This window comes from Brevibacillus daliensis (assembly GCF_021245735.1).
Taxonomy (GTDB): domain Bacteria; phylum Bacillota; class Bacilli; order Brevibacillales; family Brevibacillaceae; genus Brevibacillus_B; species Brevibacillus_B daliensis.
The window spans coordinates 279435-294601 of sequence record NZ_JAJISB010000003.1; the positions used below are offsets into that span (position 1 = coordinate 279435).

The following is a 15167-nucleotide window of genomic DNA, read 5'->3' on the forward strand; positions in this document are numbered from 1 at the left end:
GGAAATAGATGGATCAATTAGTATTTGAAGTTGGAACCGCACTTGTCCTTGTAGCTATTGGTTCAATTATTGCTAATAAGCTTAAGTTTTCCATTATCCCTTTTCTGATCATACTAGGTATGCTTGTTGGGCCACATGCTCCACAGGTCGGGATTATTAACTTAACCTTTATTGAAAGTAATGAAATTATTCAATTTTTAGGGCGAATAGGGGTACTGTTTTTACTTTTCTACCTAGGGCTTGAATTTTCTGTAGGTAAGCTAGTGAAATCAGGACGGAATATTGTTATAGGGGGGAGTATCTATGTAGTAATCAATTTTGTATTAGGCCTTCTATTTGGATTTATTACTGGAATGCCATGGATGGAAACTCTAATTATTGCTGGACTCCTTAGTGTATCCTCTAGTGCAATTGTAGCGAAAGTTCTTGTCGATTTAAAAAGAACAGCAAATCCTGAAACAGAGCTAATTCTTGGGATTGTATTATTTGATGATATCTTTCTAGCTTTATTTTTAACCACAATGTCAGGTATTTTGCTTGCTGGATCTACTTCCGCCCTCGGTATTATCACTTCTGTTCTTATTTCAATTGGTTATATGTTACTGTTTTTTATAATTGCACGAAAAGGTGCTCCTTTATTAAATAAATGGTTAAATATAAAATCTGATGAGATTTTCATTATTGTTATATTTGCCATATTATTTTTTGTTGCTGGATTTTCAGAAACGCTTCATGTAGCAGAAGCGATTGGCGCCTTACTATTAGGTTTAGTTTTTTCTGAAACTGAGCACCGGGATCGTATTGAACATTTGGTCGTTCCGTTCAGAGATTTCTTTGGAGCTATTTTCTTCTTTAGCTTTGGACTTAGTATTGATCCCTCAACATTGGCAGGAGCAATTTGGTTGGCATTAGGTGCTGCATTAATAACAATTATCGGAAACTTTGTAGCAGGTATGATTTCTGGTAGAAAAGCTGGTCTATCCCATAAAGCTTCTACTAGTATCGGGCTAACAATAATGGCTAGGGGGGAATTTTCAATTATTGTTGCTAACCTGGGAGTCACAGCAGGATTAAGTTCGATTTTAACTCCATTTACTGCCCTTTATGTTTTTATTTTGGCAATCTTTGGGCCACTTATGGCGAAAGAAAGCAAGAGTATTTACAAAATTTTAAACAATATTTTCAAATGGAGCAAAGAAACGGAAAAGAAAAAAAGAGAAGTTACTGGAGGATGAACTAGTCATCGACAAAACTGTGTGGGAGAAAGATGAGTATGCAGATACAGGACTCTTTACCGGTATAGGAATGTAGGACGGAAAGGTGTATGCGTTGCAAGCACCAAGTGAAGCACCTTATGTGGAGAAGCCGGAAAGCCCAGAATATAACGAAAGTGTCGACATGCTGAACCATCTTAGACAATCCATTCGTTTATGTTCATTAGATAAATGGAAGTAAGCAAAAGAATCCTTGAAGATTATCTTCAAGGATTCTTTTGCAGTAAAAATAAATATGAAGTATATCCATACAATTTACTGAAAGCATCTTGGGTGAAGATTAGGAATGCGGGTTGGAACATTATATTGAATATTGGTTAGGTAATCATATCGCTGATCAAAAAATAGATTAGCCATCAAAATCACTTTCTTGATAATCGACCTTTCTTACTTTTATCAACTTTTTATTAATCAAAAATTGTTGAAGGTTGATGATAAACTGGGATACTTTTCTTCGATTGAAAACAATCATACATGGATAAAATAATAAATGGTCTAACAAAATGATTGTAGTTACGGCGGTGTAAAATGGACTTACATATCTTAGATATTGTTTTTCGATCCGTTCTTGCATTTACAATTATGATGATTATTGCTCGTATACTTGGCAAACCAACTATCTCCCAGCTGACGTATCACGATTTCGTAGTTACAATTACACTAGGTGCTTTAACAGCTAATTTGTCATTCAATAAGCAGGTAAGTGTTTGGCAGATGATCACCGCACTACTCACGTTCTCTATCATTGCTTATATATTAATGTATCTAGCCCTTAAAAATAGAACGCTTCGTAAATGGTTCTCAGGTCAGCCAACGGTCATTATCCAAGATGGAAAAATTTTAGAGAGTAATATGCGAAAATTGAAGTTGACATTGGATACACTGAATCAAGAGTTAAGAGAAAAAGACGTATTCAACCTTGAAGAAGTTCAATACGCCATACTTGAACTAAATGGAAAACTTTCTGTACTTCGAAAACCGGAATATTTACCAGTTACGAGAAAAGATTTAAAACTAAAACCTATCAAAAAGCAATTATTTCCAATTGAACTGATCATGGACGGTCAAGTCATTGGAGACAACTTAACAGCTAATGGTGTTACAAGGGAATGGCTTCTATCCCAGGTAAAAAAACGGGGGCTCACCATTGAAAAAATCAATTATGCCGTAAAAAGTTCTAATGGAACTTTATATATTGATCAGTATGAGGATCGTATAAAGCATTCAATCGACCGGGAATAATATCCTGTCGAATCATCTGTATCCATGCTTTTTCCAAGAAGGCACTAGTTTCATCGTTGCAGACTCATCCATCAGCTTTGCTCGCGCTGTGGATACCAAAACAAAGAGGTTAAAAACCTGAATTTGCGTAAATTGTCGTGCCTAAGTTGCCGCAGCGAATGGGACAGAGACACGTCAGTTTGAACATTCTTGCCTAAGGCAAAGAGACTATGTATGAAGCACGTGGATAAAATGCAAGAAGTTAAGGTTTTTAAAGAATAGAATATAAAGAAAATATGAAATCCCTTTTAGCACATCGCTAGAAGGGGTTTTTTAAATAAAAAAACCAAACGTGTAATGGTAATTTTTGCTACAATCAAAAGAGAATTGCTTGTTTTAGAAAACCACGAATGGAGGGTGTATGTTGCAACCATTATTTCAATATAACTGGCAAGTAAGAGATGAATGGTTTGAATTGTTACAAAGGGTTCCACAAGAAGAATTAATAAAGCCCCGTGTTGGTGGAGTGGAAAGTATTATGTATACACTGTTTCATATTATCGATGTAGAATACAGCTGGATTCGTGGTATTCAGGGCAAACCAGATATTTCAGTGCAATATGAAGATTACTTGAGTATCCCCTTACTAAAAGAGCTATCTGATTCATGGCGTACCGAGCTGCAAGAATTTCTACAAACATGGTCAAATGAGGATGAAAAAGTAATTGTGACTGTTTCCTGGGACGAAGAAACATATAGAAAAGGCGAAATATTGCGGCATGTGATAGCGCATGAAATCCATCATATGGGACAGTTATCTGTTTGGGCGAAGGAATTGGGAGTAACACCTGCTTCAGCTAATCTGATTAGAAGAGGTTTATATGAGTAGGTTAGAGCGTCTAGCTAGGCTAATGGAAGTAATCCTACATACCTAATACAATTGCCCAACCGGCTACAATCCCGGTTGGGCAATGTTTTTGATCATAGTAAGTTTTATAGGTATTTGTGCAGGCATTCTATTCGCGAAAAGTAATAGGGATAAGATATTCTGAAACAAGAGGGTGAAGTATTAATAATCACAAATTGGTTGACCACCTGGTACTGGTTTACATACTGGCGGTGGTGGCGGTGGTTTTTTTCCCCCACCACAATTTGGTGTTACTTTGAATACATTGGATCCAGTGGAACTGCATGGATAAATAACATCAGTTGCATGAACGGATCCCATACTGCCCATAATTAAGCCAAGAGCCATAGCTAATGTAATTACCTTTTTCATTTAACTCACCTCCATATTTATAATCTAATAGAAGTATATCTATAAATGACATTAATGTAAATATATTCTAAATAATAAAAAAATAAAATCTTTTTAGTTTTATTATTTAGTATAAAAAAATAAAAATGTTAATTTTAGTTACTCATTTTCAAGAAATTTTCAACAAAAAATGTTACATTCATACAAACAAATAATAGGTTTTCCAAGAATAATTCATACTTTTATCGGTTTACTAGCAGCAGACACCCCTTTAAATTATTTTAATTTTCCATAAATAATATAACTGGATATATAGTGTTAGAATTGGATGTATTAGAAAAATGACACTATATATAGTAGTTAAAAACAATAAACAGGTATTAAATTTCAAGGGAGAGGTAAGCATGCTTGATAAAAGATTAAAGGGAAAAATAGATGGGATTATTTTTGGTACTGACATTGAGGTGGTAAATGAAAACTCGAATAAAGATGGGGGTGTCATTCCTGTACAACGTGATTTCGTAGCAGGAATGATCTCTAAAGAGTATGCTTTAACCTATTTAATTCCCGAAGAGGTAACTAACGCTCACACGGAGGGCCTCATTCATTTTCATGACTTAGATTATTCTCCGCTATTTCCAATGTTTAATTGCATGCTGATTGATCTTGAAGGAATGTTCAAGAAAGGGTTTAAAATTGGAAACACTGAGATTGAAGAACCAAAATCTTTCAGTGTAGCGTGCCAGGTCACTTCTCAAATTATTGCCCAGGTTTCATCACATATCTACGGAGGAACTACTATAAATGGGATTGATCGGATACTGGCACCTTATGTGAAAATTTCTTTTAAAAAGCATTTCCTCAAGGCCTTTAAATGGGTGAGAGGAGAACAGATTAACGCACAGGATTTTGAACAAGAATTCGGTAGCATTGAACACGATAATGAAGTAGTTAAAGAGAAGTTTAACAATGTTTGGATTGCTGCAAAAGAATTAACAGAGAAAGAGGTTTACGATGGTGCACAGTCCCTAGAATACGAAGTAAATACACTGTACACCTCTAATGGACAGACACCATTTATTACATTTGGTATAGATTCAGAGTTATCTTGGGAAGGTAGAGAAATCCAGAAGGCAATCTTCCTGAATAGATACAAGGGAATTGGAAAAGAAGGGAAGACAGCGATTTTTCCTAAACTTGTCTATGCATTAGAGGAGGGGAACAACCTTAAGCCAGAAGATCCGAACTATGATATTAAATTGCTGGCAATAAAATGTAGTGCCAAAAGATTATATCCAGATATCGTTTCCAAACCGCTAATCAGAGAAATTACAGGGGACTTCAAGTTTCCCATGGGATGTAGAAGTTTCTTAGGTACATATACGAATGAAGATGGAAAAAGAGTTACAGATGGCAGAATGAATTTGGGTGTAGTTTCGTTAAATCTGCCAAAAATAGCAATTCGATCCGAGGGTAACGAAGAGATGTTTTTCTCTCTACTCGATGAGGCACTGGATCTCGCATATAAAGGGCTGCAAACTAGAATTGGAAGATTTAAAACAGTAACAAGTGATGTAGCACCTATCTTGTATCAACAAGGTGCAACTGGATTCAGGCTTCCAGCGCATACGCCAATTCATGATATTTTTAAAAACGGCTTTGCTTCTGTAAGTCTTGGCTATATTGGAATACACGAAACCATTATTTCATTATATGGAAAAAAATTATGGGGGAACGAGGACCTTCATCATAAAGCTCTTGATATTGTTAGGTATCTAAGAGCAGCTGTTGATAAATGGAGAAACGAGACTGGTTATGGCTTTAGCCTGTATTCAACTCCATCGGAAAGTCTGTGCCATCGATTTTGCAAAATTGATCAGGATGAATTTGGAATTATCCCAGGTGTTACTGACAAAGGTTACTATACCAATAGTTTTCACCTTAGCGTGGAGGAAGCTGTAACTCCGTTTGAAAAAATAAAATTTGAAAGCGAGTATCCACAACTGGCATCAGGGGGATTTATTTCTTTTGTAGAAGTAAACTCTTTGATCAATAATCCAGAAGCTCTTGAAATGATTTGGGATTATGCGTATTCTCATGTGCCATACTTTGGTGTTAACACACCGAGTGACAAATGTTTTGAATGTAGATTCGAGGGTGAATTTGAAGCCTCCATAGATGGGTACAAATGCCCTAATTGCGGTAACAATAATCCATCCACTGTTTCTGTAATTAGAAGATGCTGTGGCTACCTTTCTGAACCAAGTGATCGTGCCTTTAATAAGGGAAAACAGATTGAGGTAACGAAGCGGGTGAAACATCTCTAAATGAATATTGCCAGTTTTAAAAAGTTCGACACCTTAAATGGCACTGGAATTAGGCATACCTTGTTTGTTAGTGGTTGTACACATAGATGTAATGGCTGTTTTAATCCCCAGGCTTGGAATAAGAATTATGGAGAAGCATTTACTAGGGAAACTGAGAGAATGATAATGGATGCATTTCGGGATGCTCCAATTAGAATGTCTGGATTGTCCATTTTAGGTGGCGAGCCATTTGAAAGTGCGGAGGAATTACTTCCTTTTGTCAAAGAATTTAAAAGAGAATTTCCCGACATGAATATTTGGACTTGGTCGGGTTATACTTTTGAGGAAATAGTAAAGGATAAAAACAAAAAAGAACTGTTACAGCTGTGTAATGTACTAGTAGATGGCAGATTCGTTCTTGAGCAAAAAGATTTAACCCTAAAATTCAAGGGATCTACTAATCAGAGAGTTATTGATGTTCCAAATAGTTTATTAGTTAATCAGGCGATAACAATGAACTTATAAATATTAGAACCTAATATCCACTGTCAGAGGTACTGCCCCTGACAGTGGATATGTAGTAGGTGAAATCCCCAAAATAAATTGACATGTTGACAAAAGAAAAAATAACACATATAATTATCTTAAATTCAAGATATAACAATTAAAGAAACTAAAAATGTAGGTGATAAGGAGGGAAGCTTCCATGACAGACCAACAGGGTGAATCAACAGTAGTGGATGTTACACAAGAGAGTCTTGACTTGCTTATAGTCCTTACTCGTTCCTATAACTGGGTAACACTGCACGTTAATAAATTCCTTCGCCAATATGGTTTAAATCCAACAGAGTTTGGAGTATTAGAAGTACTGTATCACAAAGGCGGTATGCCCTTACAACAAATAGGAGAAAAAATTCTGATTTCAAGCGGAAATATTACGTATGTGATTGATAAGCTGGAAAAAAGAGGACTTTTACTTAGAAAGCCATGTAAAGCAGATCGTCGTGTAATATATGCCGAGCTAACGGAAGAGGGACATAAGCTGATAGCTGAGATTTTTCCTCTCCAACATCAAAATCTGGAAGAGTCATTACAAGGGCTTACTCTAGAAGAAAAGCGCCAGATTATCCCGCTATTAAAAAAACTGGGTAAGAGTGCTCAGGCACTGAAGAAATAGCGTTTATAAAAAAAGATGCTCCCACCTGAGGAACAGGAGTATCTGACTCTCTTATATCTTAAAATAAAGATATAAAAAATAAAGCTATACAAAATTAAAATAATCATAATTAATTGGAGGTTTTATAACATGTTGGATCTAGGTTTACTTATCATACGTATTGTCATTGGTGGATTATTCGTAGCTCACGGGGCACAGAAGCTATTCGGATGGTTCGGAGGTTATGGACTAAAAGGTACTGCAGGTTGGTTGGAATCAATAGGGCTACGCCCTGGGGTATTCATGGCATTTATGGCAGGAGCCTCTGAATTAGTAGGTGGTTTGCTATTCGCTACGGGCGTGTTTACCTGGTTAGGAGCATTGATGATCACAGGAGCAATGGTGGTGGCGATTGCTACCGTTCACGGGAAAAATGGTCTGTGGGCAACTCAAAACGGTTATGAATATAATCTTGTATTGATAGCAGTCGTCATAGGGGTAGCATTAGGTGGTCCAGGTGCATACGTACTACTGTAATTGACACGGTTTATCCATATCATAATCGGTAAGTGAGGCATATCATTGTATGATGAGCTATCAGTCGATATCATATATCTCTAACATTTGAAAAAGGGGACGGACTTAATGAGTGACTTTATTAATCTGCTAAAAACTAGACGATCGGCCAATAAATTTGAAGAAGGCGTAACAATCTCGCACAAAGAATTAGAAGAGATGTTTTCATTGGTGAAATTTGCACCTTCTGCGTTTAATTTACAACATGTTCATTATCTGGCAGTTACGGATGAGCAATTGAAAGAAAAAATTTATGAGTCAACGAAGCAATATAAGGTTCACACTTCATCTGCAGTTATTGTGGTAGTAGGGGATTTGCGTGCTTATCAGGACGTAGCAAGAATAAATCAGGGATTTTTAGACTTGGGTATTTTAAGTAAGCAAGAGTACGATAGAGAAATAGAAGTTGTTACTAGCTTCTATGAAGGTAGAGGTCCTGTTTTCCAAAAAGAAGAAGCAATTCGAAATGGAAGTTTATCTGCAATGTTGTTTATGCTGATCGCAAAGGAAAAAGGTTGGGATACTTGCCCAATGATTGGTTATGATCCGCAGGAAATTTCTGAGATATTGGAAATTCCTGAAGGGAAAATCCCTGTCATGATGATTACGCTTGGTAAGGAAGACACGACAAAACAAAGACCAAGAGGTTATCGAAAACCGACTGGTGAATTTGTTAGATTTAACAAATTTTAATTTTCGGGATTTTTGTCGGAGGAATCTTTTACAGGTAAACGAGATTTTTGCATAAAATATTTATAAAGAGAAGCTGTTTTCGCCATGATTGGGAAAACAGCTTCTTTTGTTATCAAAATATGCTTGTTAATTACAGCGACTGTTTGTCATTTGATAATTCATATAATGGTATTCCTTCGATATTTCTCCATCTCCTCTATATTTGATTCCTTTTACGTTTATATCACATAAATTGGTCTTTTCTGATACAAGAAGGAATTAATTGGCTACATGTTGTATACAAATGTATACAAAGAAAGGTGGGAGAGGATGGGGGATTTCCGAAAGAAGACATTTCGTGGAGCAAAACTTGAAGATCTGATTCTGGAAGTAGAAAGACTGGAAAAAGAGTTTGATCGTACCTATCACTCTACACAAGAGACGGACCGTAAACTTTTTTATGAAGGTATGGCAGTTGCATTTAAAATTGTGGTTATGAAAATAAAAGGAGAGTTCGAGTATCATGAGGATACACAAGTAAATTCTGATAATGATGTCAGCGTTAATAAAACGGTCATGGATCATAACAGATGCTCCTTTTGTTTACGAACTAAAGAGGTTGTTGTGAGAGGACCTTCTGTAATCATATGTGGTGAATGTCTTGATTTTGGTAAACAACTCTTGACGACAGATACCAATCATTCAGTTACGTGATAGTATATTCAACATAACATCTTGTCCGCGCAAAAATGTCTCAAGGAGGGATTACCATGAATATGGTAGTGAAAGCAGTTCAATTGGCAACGAAAGCACATGAAGGTCAGAAGGATAAAGGGGGACAACCCTATATGTTGCATCCATTACGCTTAATGCTTCATATGTCTTCTGATGAAGCGAGAATGGTTGCTCTTCTACATGATGTACTGGAGGATACGGAAGTGACAGCTGACGATCTTCGGGAAGAAGGATTTCCGGAAGAGGTCATCTTATCTGTTATTGCCCTTACGAAAAAAGCGAATGAAGAATATGACTTATATTTACAACGAGTAAAGGATAATCCGCTTGCAACAAAGGTGAAATTGGCGGATTTAAAGGATAATATGGATCTATCCCGCATTCCGGAACCAGATACGAAAGATTATGCGAGAGTAGCAAAATATCAGGATGCTTTTCAATTTCTAACACAGGAAGATTTCGCGGAGAAATAAAAAATCTTGTCACAAGCTCCGTTATATTGTTATAGATAACAATTGCTTATACTTGTAACCACTTCTACAGGCTGTTATTCTATTAAAATAGGCATATAAGCATATGGTTGGAACGTGCGAAGAAGGAGGATTTTTATTTCATGGGTTTATTTCATTTTGATTTGTATAGCCTTCCATTTCGGGTAATTGCGTTTGTAATCGCATTTTCTCTGCATGAATATGCGCATGCACTGGCAGCGTATAGCTTGGGAGATAGAACAGCAAAAAATGAGGGCAGGCTAACAATTAATCCCTTGCCCCATCTTGATCCATTTGGATTAATTATGATCTTGTTTGGACCATTTGGATGGGCTAAACCTGTACCATTTAATCCGAATAATTTTAAAGGAAATAAACGATTAGGAATTGTTTATGTAGCAGCTGCTGGACCAGTGATCAATATGATCTTGGCTTTTATTTTCTTGTTATTGTTTTATATGTTTCAAGCACCCTTTATGATCGAGATAATGGCTACTTGGTCAGATAAAGTAATCGAAGCTATTCAGTTGACAATTCAATATTGTGTATTTATTAACCTCGGTTTAATGGTATTTAACTTACTACCTATTTCTCCGCTAGATGGTTCTAAAATCGTGCGATATATAACACCACATCGCTGGGATCGCTTTTTTGACAAGCTAGATTTGTATGGCCCTTGGCTGTTGCTGTTAATCGTGTTGTTGCCACCATTCAGGAGTATCCTCGTCATTCCGATGGAAATGACCTTGAAAGTTTTGGAGTCAATCGTTCGTCCTATTGCGTTACAATTATTTTTATAAGGTGAGTTAGATACAATCTACTCTCGTTCATAGAAAAGGATTTACCAGTCGGATTTAGATAAAGCAAGGCGGGATTAGCATTGTCATACAGTATTAAGCTAGATTCTTTTGAAGGTCCACTCGATTTACTGCTCCATTTAATTGATAAAGCAGAAGTGGACATTTACGACATACCGATTGCAGAAATAACGGAACAGTATCTCATAACTATCCAGACCATGCATGAATTGCAATTAGATGTTGCCAGTGAGTTTGTCGTAATGGCTGCCACCTTGTTATCTATTAAAAGCAAGCTGCTTCTCCCCAAAAAGGAGGAGCAGCAATTAGATATGAGTTTGTACGATTATGACATGGATGAAATGGACCCACGAGATGATCTGGTGCAACGCTTACTTGAATATAAGAAATTTAAAAAAGTGGCGGAACAGCTCCGAGAAATGGAAATGGGTAGAAGTCACGTGTTTACTCGTCCAGCAGAGGATTTAACTCCTTACGTGCGTGAGGAAGAACAGCCAGCGATTAAAAATGTTACGTTATTTGATATGGTACAAGCTCTGGAAAACATGATACAACGTCTGAAAACAAAAGATCCTGTCACCAAGGTATCTCGTGATGAAGTATCGATTAAGGATCGGATGACTGAGATTCGTCAATTGGTAAAAGTAGGCGGAGGTCATGTCCGGTTTTCTCAACTATTTGTTAATGATGTTTCTCGTACAGAGATCGTTACAACCTTCCTAGCTTTGCTAGAGCTGATGAAATCAAAAGCAATCACCTGTGTACAAAACCAGCTCTTTACAGACATCATGATTAGTGAAGTAAAAGGAGGGAACAATAGTGGATTTGAATAAAATGAAATCTGTTGTGGAAGGCTTGTTGTTTTTGGCAGGGGATGAAGGGCTTGAATCAAAGCAGATTGCAGAAATATTGGAGCTTAACGAAGCAAGGGTCATTGATCTTATGGATGAAATGAAAAAAGATTTCATCCAGGCAGGCAGAGGTATACAGATTGTTGAGGTAGCAAGAGCCTATCAGTTCACCACATTGCCAGAACATATGCCTTATTTTGAAAAGATGGCACACTCACCAACCAATTCAACTCTCTCACAAGCAGCCTTGGAAACATTAGCCATCGTTGCTTACAGGCAGCCGATTACACGATCGGATATAGAAGAAATTCGTGGTGTCAAATGCGAAAAAGCACTACATACCCTAATGACCAAAGTGTTAATCAAGGAAATAGGCCGCGCAGAAGGAATAGGGCGCCCAATTTTATATGGGACTACCCGTGAATTCCTGGATTATTTTGGATTGAAAGATATTGGAGATTTACCAGAGCCACCTGTTAATTTATCGATGGAACTGGATGAATTGGAAGCTTCACAGCTATTTGCTAAAAAAGAGATCACAGAAAACGACCAGACGCTAGAGTAAGATTGGGTATATCATTAGACTTGTCTCCATATACTTGGTACAAACCATTTTGGAAACCAAGCATGGGAGGACACTATGAAATACCAGTCTAAACCAATCGGCGTTCTCGTCGTTTTCTTTTTATGTATGGCTACACTCTCCCCAACGTCCAATATAGAAGCGGCACCGAGTGATAGTCCAAGTATCTCAGCGGAGTCAGCTGCTGTTATCGATGTGGCATCAGGACGAATTCTGTTTGAGAAAAATGGTCATAAACAGATGAGAATTGCTAGTTTGACCAAAACATTAACAGCAATTACAGCGATTGAATCAAGTGACATTAACCAAATGGTGACGGTTCCTGATCAGGCAGTAGGAGTGGAAGGCTCGTCCATCTTTCTGAAAAGAGGGGAAAAATTAACACTGGAACAATTGTTGTATGGATTAATGCTCAGGTCCGGTAATGATGCGGCGACCGCCATAGCCATGCAAGTAGGCGGATCGACGCAAGGCTTTGCTACTATGATGAATGAGAAGGCTAGCTTTATTGGAATGACGGAGAGTAACTTCACCAATCCTCATGGACTAGATGATAGTGATGAACATTATTCTACAGCGATAGATATGGTGAAATTATCTGCGTATGCCTTGAAAAATCCAGCTTTTCAACAAATCGTCTCAACTAAGGTGAAAAATATTCCGTGGGACGGAGAAAAGTGGGAGAGACGTCTACAGAACAAAAATAAGATGTTGCACCTATATAAGGGAGCAGATGGCGTAAAAACAGGTTTTACGAAAAAGGCAAGAAGATGTCTCGCTTCGTCCGCCACCCGAGATGGAAGGCAGTTAGCCGTAATCACACTGAATGCATCTGATGATTGGAAGGACCATGCTAACCTGTTGGACTTTGGTTTTCAACAATACAGCGAGCATACTTTGCTAGAAAAAGGGAAAAGCTGGTCGCTCCCTGATCATCTGAAAAATAAGGAGAATAAGGACTGGATTTTGACCGTTCAAGATTCATTTCGATATCCCTTACAAGCTGGAGAAGAACAGCATGTCCGTACAAAATGGAATGTCACGTTGCCTCTAAAAAAATCATCGCTGAATCAGCAAGCGGGATTTATTGAGTTATATTTGCATGACGATCTAATAGGAAAAATGCCGGTAACACTTCAGCAAGCAAAAGACACCTTTCAGCAGTTCGATGAACCTTCTAGCTCTTGGAAAAATGTGATGCAATGGTTGCGGGGAGGTGCAAAAAGTGCTTAATGTGATCTGGTTGTTCATGATTGTCATAAGCATAATTGTGGCAGCAATTAATGGCAGAATGGAAACGGTTAGTCAGGCGGTATTTGATGGAGCAAAAACAGGTCTTACCGTTAGCTTTGGATTACTAAGCGTCCTCATCTTTTGGATGGGGCTAATGAAAATTGCCGAAAAATCCGGACTATTGCATCTTGTGTCAATTGCATTAGGCCCAATCGTACAACGTTTATTTCCCGATATTCCAAAAGGTCATCCAGCTATTGGTTATATCATGTCAAACATTAGTGCCAATATATTAGGATTAGGTAATGCTGCAACACCCATGGGTTTAAAAGCAATGGAAGAGCTGCAAAAATTAAACCCAGACAAAGAAAGAGCATCGCCTGCAATGTGCACACTTCTAGCTATTAACACAGCGAGCATTACACTTATTCCCACCACAATGATAGCCATTCGCCTCCAATACGGATCAAGCAATGCTTTTGAAATAGTGAGCAGTACCCTCTTGGCCTCATCTATCGCTACCCTATTTGCCCTAATGCTAGATCGTTATTATCGATATCGTACGATGAACAAACTTCGTTAAGGAACAGGAGGAGATATGACAATGTATCAAGTGGTCAATCTACTCTCGATTTGGGCCATCCCCTGTTTTATTGCATTTATTTTAACGCACGGTTGGTGGAAGAAAGTACCTGTCTATGACACCTTTGTAGAGGGAGCAAAGGGAGGATTGGTTACAACAATTCGAATATTGCCTCATCTTGTGGCGATGATGGTAGCTATTACTCTGTTCCGTCAATCAGGAGCTCTTGATCTTTTTTTAGAACTTATAAAGCCGCTGCTTGTTTTTTTGCATATTCCTTCCGAGATCGTTCCATTAGCGTTATTGCGTCCCTTGTCTGGAACAGGTTCATTAGCGATTGCTACCGATATAATTGCCCAGTATGGTCCTGATTCTATGATTGGACGTCTTGCCTCGACGATGCAAGGGAGCACGGATACTACCTTTTATGTATTAACTGTTTACTTTGGAGCGGTGGGGATCAGAAATAGTATGTATGCGCTTAAAGTGGGACTCTGGTCTGATTTAATGGGGGTAGTAGCATCATTAGTTGTGGTAGCAGTCCTGTTTTAATACAGAAACTGTCAGAAAACCGGTTGAAACCGGTTTTTTTGCTTGTTCAACAAGATGGAAATGGGTAGAATGTTGAAGGGGTGATGTATGAATGATGGAGCGCTTGCAAAAGGTTCTTGCTCAAGCGGGTGTCGCCTCGAGACGCAGCTCAGAGGAACTCATCAAGCAAGGCAGAGTCAAAGTTAATGGTGCAATTGTTACTGAACTAGGGACGAAGGTAGATCCAGCTTCTGACATAATTCTCGTGGATAATAAAAGCATTGCACAAGAAAAACATGTCTATCTACTGGTAAACAAACCAACAGGTGTAATAACAAGCATGCATGATCCACAAGGAAGAAAAACTGTTCGTGATCTGGTAAAAAGCATTAACGAACGTGTTTATCCAGTGGGACGGCTTGATTACGACACGTCTGGTCTATTATTAATGACCAATGATGGAGATTTAGCAAATCGGCTTGCTCACCCATCATATGAGATCGATAAGGTGTATCGTGCGTGGGTAAAAGGAATACCGAGTAAGGCTTCTGTTAACCTATTGGCTACTGGTATTGAATTAGAAGATGGAATGACCTCTCCTGGTGAAGCAGAAATACTATTCATTGATAAAGCTCATAATCGGGCGCAGATTCAGCTTACGATCCATGAGGGACGTAACAGGCAGGTTAGAAGAATGTGTGAGGCAATCGGACATCCTGTGGTTACCCTTGAACGAATTCGTGTTGGATTTTTAACGTTGGATGAAGTAAGATCCGGGGGATTTCGACATCTGAAACCTCAGGAAGTAAAGCACTTAAAAAAAGTGCTGAAGTAAACAATCTGAAGAACGGATGTGTGATGTAGCTCACATCGTTCATA

Annotated in this window: 18 protein-coding genes; 17 read left to right on the forward strand and 1 reads right to left on the reverse strand. The window is 38.0% G+C overall.

Translation table 11 applies throughout. The features are described from left to right. Positions 1 to 8 precede the first annotated feature (8 nt). The 3 genes from LM917_RS04350 to LM917_RS04365 all read left to right on the forward strand — a co-directional run bounded on the left by LM917_RS04350 (position 9) and on the right by LM917_RS04365 (position 3384). A complete protein-coding gene (locus tag LM917_RS04350; RefSeq protein ID WP_232696262.1) occupies positions 9 to 1235 on the forward strand; it encodes a cation:proton antiporter in 1227 nt (408 codons plus the stop codon). Positions 1236 to 1802: 567 nt separating this feature from the next. After that, positions 1803 to 2516: a DUF421 domain-containing protein gene (locus LM917_RS04355; RefSeq protein WP_232696263.1), complete on the forward strand. Its 714-nt coding sequence runs from the start codon at positions 1803 to 1805 to the stop codon at positions 2514 to 2516. Between the two features lie 403 nt (positions 2517 to 2919). Continuing rightward, positions 2920 to 3384, forward strand: a complete 465-nt coding sequence (locus LM917_RS04365; protein WP_232696554.1) for a DinB family protein — start codon at positions 2920 to 2922, stop codon at positions 3382 to 3384. A 180-nt stretch (positions 3385 to 3564) separates the two neighbouring features. On the opposite strand, the gene LM917_RS04370 is transcribed toward LM917_RS04365, so the two are convergent. Beyond that, complete coding sequence (locus LM917_RS04370; RefSeq protein ID WP_232696264.1) at positions 3565 to 3774, reverse strand: hypothetical protein; 210 nt, start codon at positions 3772 to 3774, stop codon at positions 3565 to 3567. A gap of 383 nt (positions 3775 to 4157) precedes the next feature. On the opposite strand from LM917_RS04370, the gene nrdD reads away from it, so the two are divergent. The 14 genes from nrdD to LM917_RS04440 all read left to right on the forward strand — a co-directional run bounded on the left by nrdD (position 4158) and on the right by LM917_RS04440 (position 15123). Then, complete coding sequence (nrdD, locus tag LM917_RS04375) at positions 4158 to 6080, forward strand: anaerobic ribonucleoside-triphosphate reductase (RefSeq protein ID WP_232696265.1); 1923 nt, start codon at positions 4158 to 4160, stop codon at positions 6078 to 6080. Continuing rightward, complete coding sequence (nrdG, locus tag LM917_RS04380; protein ID WP_232696266.1) at positions 6081 to 6584, forward strand: anaerobic ribonucleoside-triphosphate reductase activating protein; 504 nt, start codon at positions 6081 to 6083, stop codon at positions 6582 to 6584. It begins immediately after the preceding gene. Between the two features lie 181 nt (positions 6585 to 6765). Further along, the gene (locus LM917_RS04385; protein ID WP_232696267.1) at positions 6766 to 7236 is read left to right on the forward strand and encodes a MarR family winged helix-turn-helix transcriptional regulator; all 471 of its coding nucleotides are present in this window, start codon (positions 6766 to 6768) and stop codon (positions 7234 to 7236) included. A 129-nt stretch (positions 7237 to 7365) separates the two neighbouring features. Next, the gene (locus LM917_RS04390) at positions 7366 to 7752 is read left to right on the forward strand and encodes a DoxX family protein (protein ID WP_232696268.1); all 387 of its coding nucleotides are present in this window, start codon (positions 7366 to 7368) and stop codon (positions 7750 to 7752) included. Positions 7753 to 7860: 108 nt separating this feature from the next. Continuing rightward, positions 7861 to 8484, forward strand: a complete 624-nt coding sequence (locus tag LM917_RS04395; protein ID WP_232696269.1) for a nitroreductase family protein — start codon at positions 7861 to 7863, stop codon at positions 8482 to 8484. A gap of 309 nt (positions 8485 to 8793) precedes the next feature. After that, the gene (locus LM917_RS04400; protein WP_232696270.1) at positions 8794 to 9177 is read left to right on the forward strand and encodes a ClpX C4-type zinc finger protein; all 384 of its coding nucleotides are present in this window, start codon (positions 8794 to 8796) and stop codon (positions 9175 to 9177) included. 56 nt (positions 9178 to 9233) lie between these two features. Next, complete coding sequence (locus LM917_RS04405) at positions 9234 to 9671, forward strand: HD domain-containing protein (protein ID WP_232696271.1); 438 nt, start codon at positions 9234 to 9236, stop codon at positions 9669 to 9671. Between the two features lie 140 nt (positions 9672 to 9811). Further along, complete coding sequence (locus LM917_RS04410; protein WP_232696272.1) at positions 9812 to 10489, forward strand: site-2 protease family protein; 678 nt, start codon at positions 9812 to 9814, stop codon at positions 10487 to 10489. Between the two features lie 80 nt (positions 10490 to 10569). After that, a complete protein-coding gene (locus LM917_RS04415; protein WP_232696273.1) occupies positions 10570 to 11340 on the forward strand; it encodes a segregation/condensation protein A in 771 nt (256 codons plus the stop codon). Continuing rightward, the gene (gene scpB, locus LM917_RS04420; RefSeq protein WP_232696274.1) at positions 11327 to 11923 is read left to right on the forward strand and encodes an SMC-Scp complex subunit ScpB; all 597 of its coding nucleotides are present in this window, start codon (positions 11327 to 11329) and stop codon (positions 11921 to 11923) included. The genes LM917_RS04415 and scpB overlap by 14 nt, the downstream gene beginning before the upstream one ends. Before the next feature lie 75 nt (positions 11924 to 11998). Continuing rightward, positions 11999 to 13174, forward strand: coding sequence for a D-alanyl-D-alanine carboxypeptidase family protein (locus LM917_RS04425; protein ID WP_232696275.1), 1176 nt, complete (start codon positions 11999 to 12001; stop codon positions 13172 to 13174). Further along, on the forward strand, positions 13167 to 13757 hold the full coding sequence (locus LM917_RS04430) for a nucleoside recognition domain-containing protein (protein ID WP_232696276.1): 591 nt from the start codon (positions 13167 to 13169) through the stop codon (positions 13755 to 13757). Before LM917_RS04425 ends, LM917_RS04430 begins: the two co-directional genes overlap by 8 nt. A gap of 21 nt (positions 13758 to 13778) precedes the next feature. Then, positions 13779 to 14309: a spore maturation protein gene (locus LM917_RS04435; protein WP_232696555.1), complete on the forward strand. Its 531-nt coding sequence runs from the start codon at positions 13779 to 13781 to the stop codon at positions 14307 to 14309. Positions 14310 to 14403: 94 nt separating this feature from the next. Continuing rightward, positions 14404 to 15123 (forward strand): pseudouridine synthase, encoded by a 720-nt coding sequence (locus LM917_RS04440; RefSeq protein WP_232696556.1) that lies wholly within the window; start codon positions 14404 to 14406, stop codon positions 15121 to 15123. The last annotated feature ends 44 nt before the right edge of the window (positions 15124 to 15167 follow it).

Bases quoted from the DNA above. Each gene is read 5' to 3' on its own strand.
- LM917_RS04390 (WP_232696268.1), top strand. From the start codon at position 7,366: ATGTTGGATCTAGGTTTACTTATCATACGTATTGTCATTGGTGGATTA.
- LM917_RS04395 (WP_232696269.1), top strand. From the start codon at position 7,861: ATGAGTGACTTTATTAATCTGCTAAAAACTAGACGATCGGCCAATAAA.
- nrdD (WP_232696265.1), top strand. From the start codon at position 4,158: ATGCTTGATAAAAGATTAAAGGGAAAAATAGATGGGATTATTTTTGGT.
- LM917_RS04425 (WP_232696275.1), top strand. From the start codon at position 11,999: ATGAAATACCAGTCTAAACCAATCGGCGTTCTCGTCGTTTTCTTTTTA.
- nrdG (WP_232696266.1), top strand. From the start codon at position 6,081: ATGAATATTGCCAGTTTTAAAAAGTTCGACACCTTAAATGGCACTGGA.
- LM917_RS04350 (WP_232696262.1), top strand. From the start codon at position 9: ATGGATCAATTAGTATTTGAAGTTGGAACCGCACTTGTCCTTGTAGCT.
- LM917_RS04400 (WP_232696270.1), top strand. From the start codon at position 8,794: ATGGGGGATTTCCGAAAGAAGACATTTCGTGGAGCAAAACTTGAAGAT.
- LM917_RS04405 (WP_232696271.1), top strand. From the start codon at position 9,234: ATGAATATGGTAGTGAAAGCAGTTCAATTGGCAACGAAAGCACATGAA.
- LM917_RS04440 (WP_232696556.1), top strand. From the start codon at position 14,404: ATGGAGCGCTTGCAAAAGGTTCTTGCTCAAGCGGGTGTCGCCTCGAGA.
- LM917_RS04370 (WP_232696264.1), bottom strand. From the start codon at position 3,774: ATGAAAAAGGTAATTACATTAGCTATGGCTCTTGGCTTAATTATGGGC.
- LM917_RS04385 (WP_232696267.1), top strand. From the start codon at position 6,766: ATGACAGACCAACAGGGTGAATCAACAGTAGTGGATGTTACACAAGAG.
- LM917_RS04410 (WP_232696272.1), top strand. From the start codon at position 9,812: ATGGGTTTATTTCATTTTGATTTGTATAGCCTTCCATTTCGGGTAATT.
- LM917_RS04435 (WP_232696555.1), top strand. From the start codon at position 13,779: ATGTATCAAGTGGTCAATCTACTCTCGATTTGGGCCATCCCCTGTTTT.
- LM917_RS04355 (WP_232696263.1), top strand. From the start codon at position 1,803: ATGGACTTACATATCTTAGATATTGTTTTTCGATCCGTTCTTGCATTT.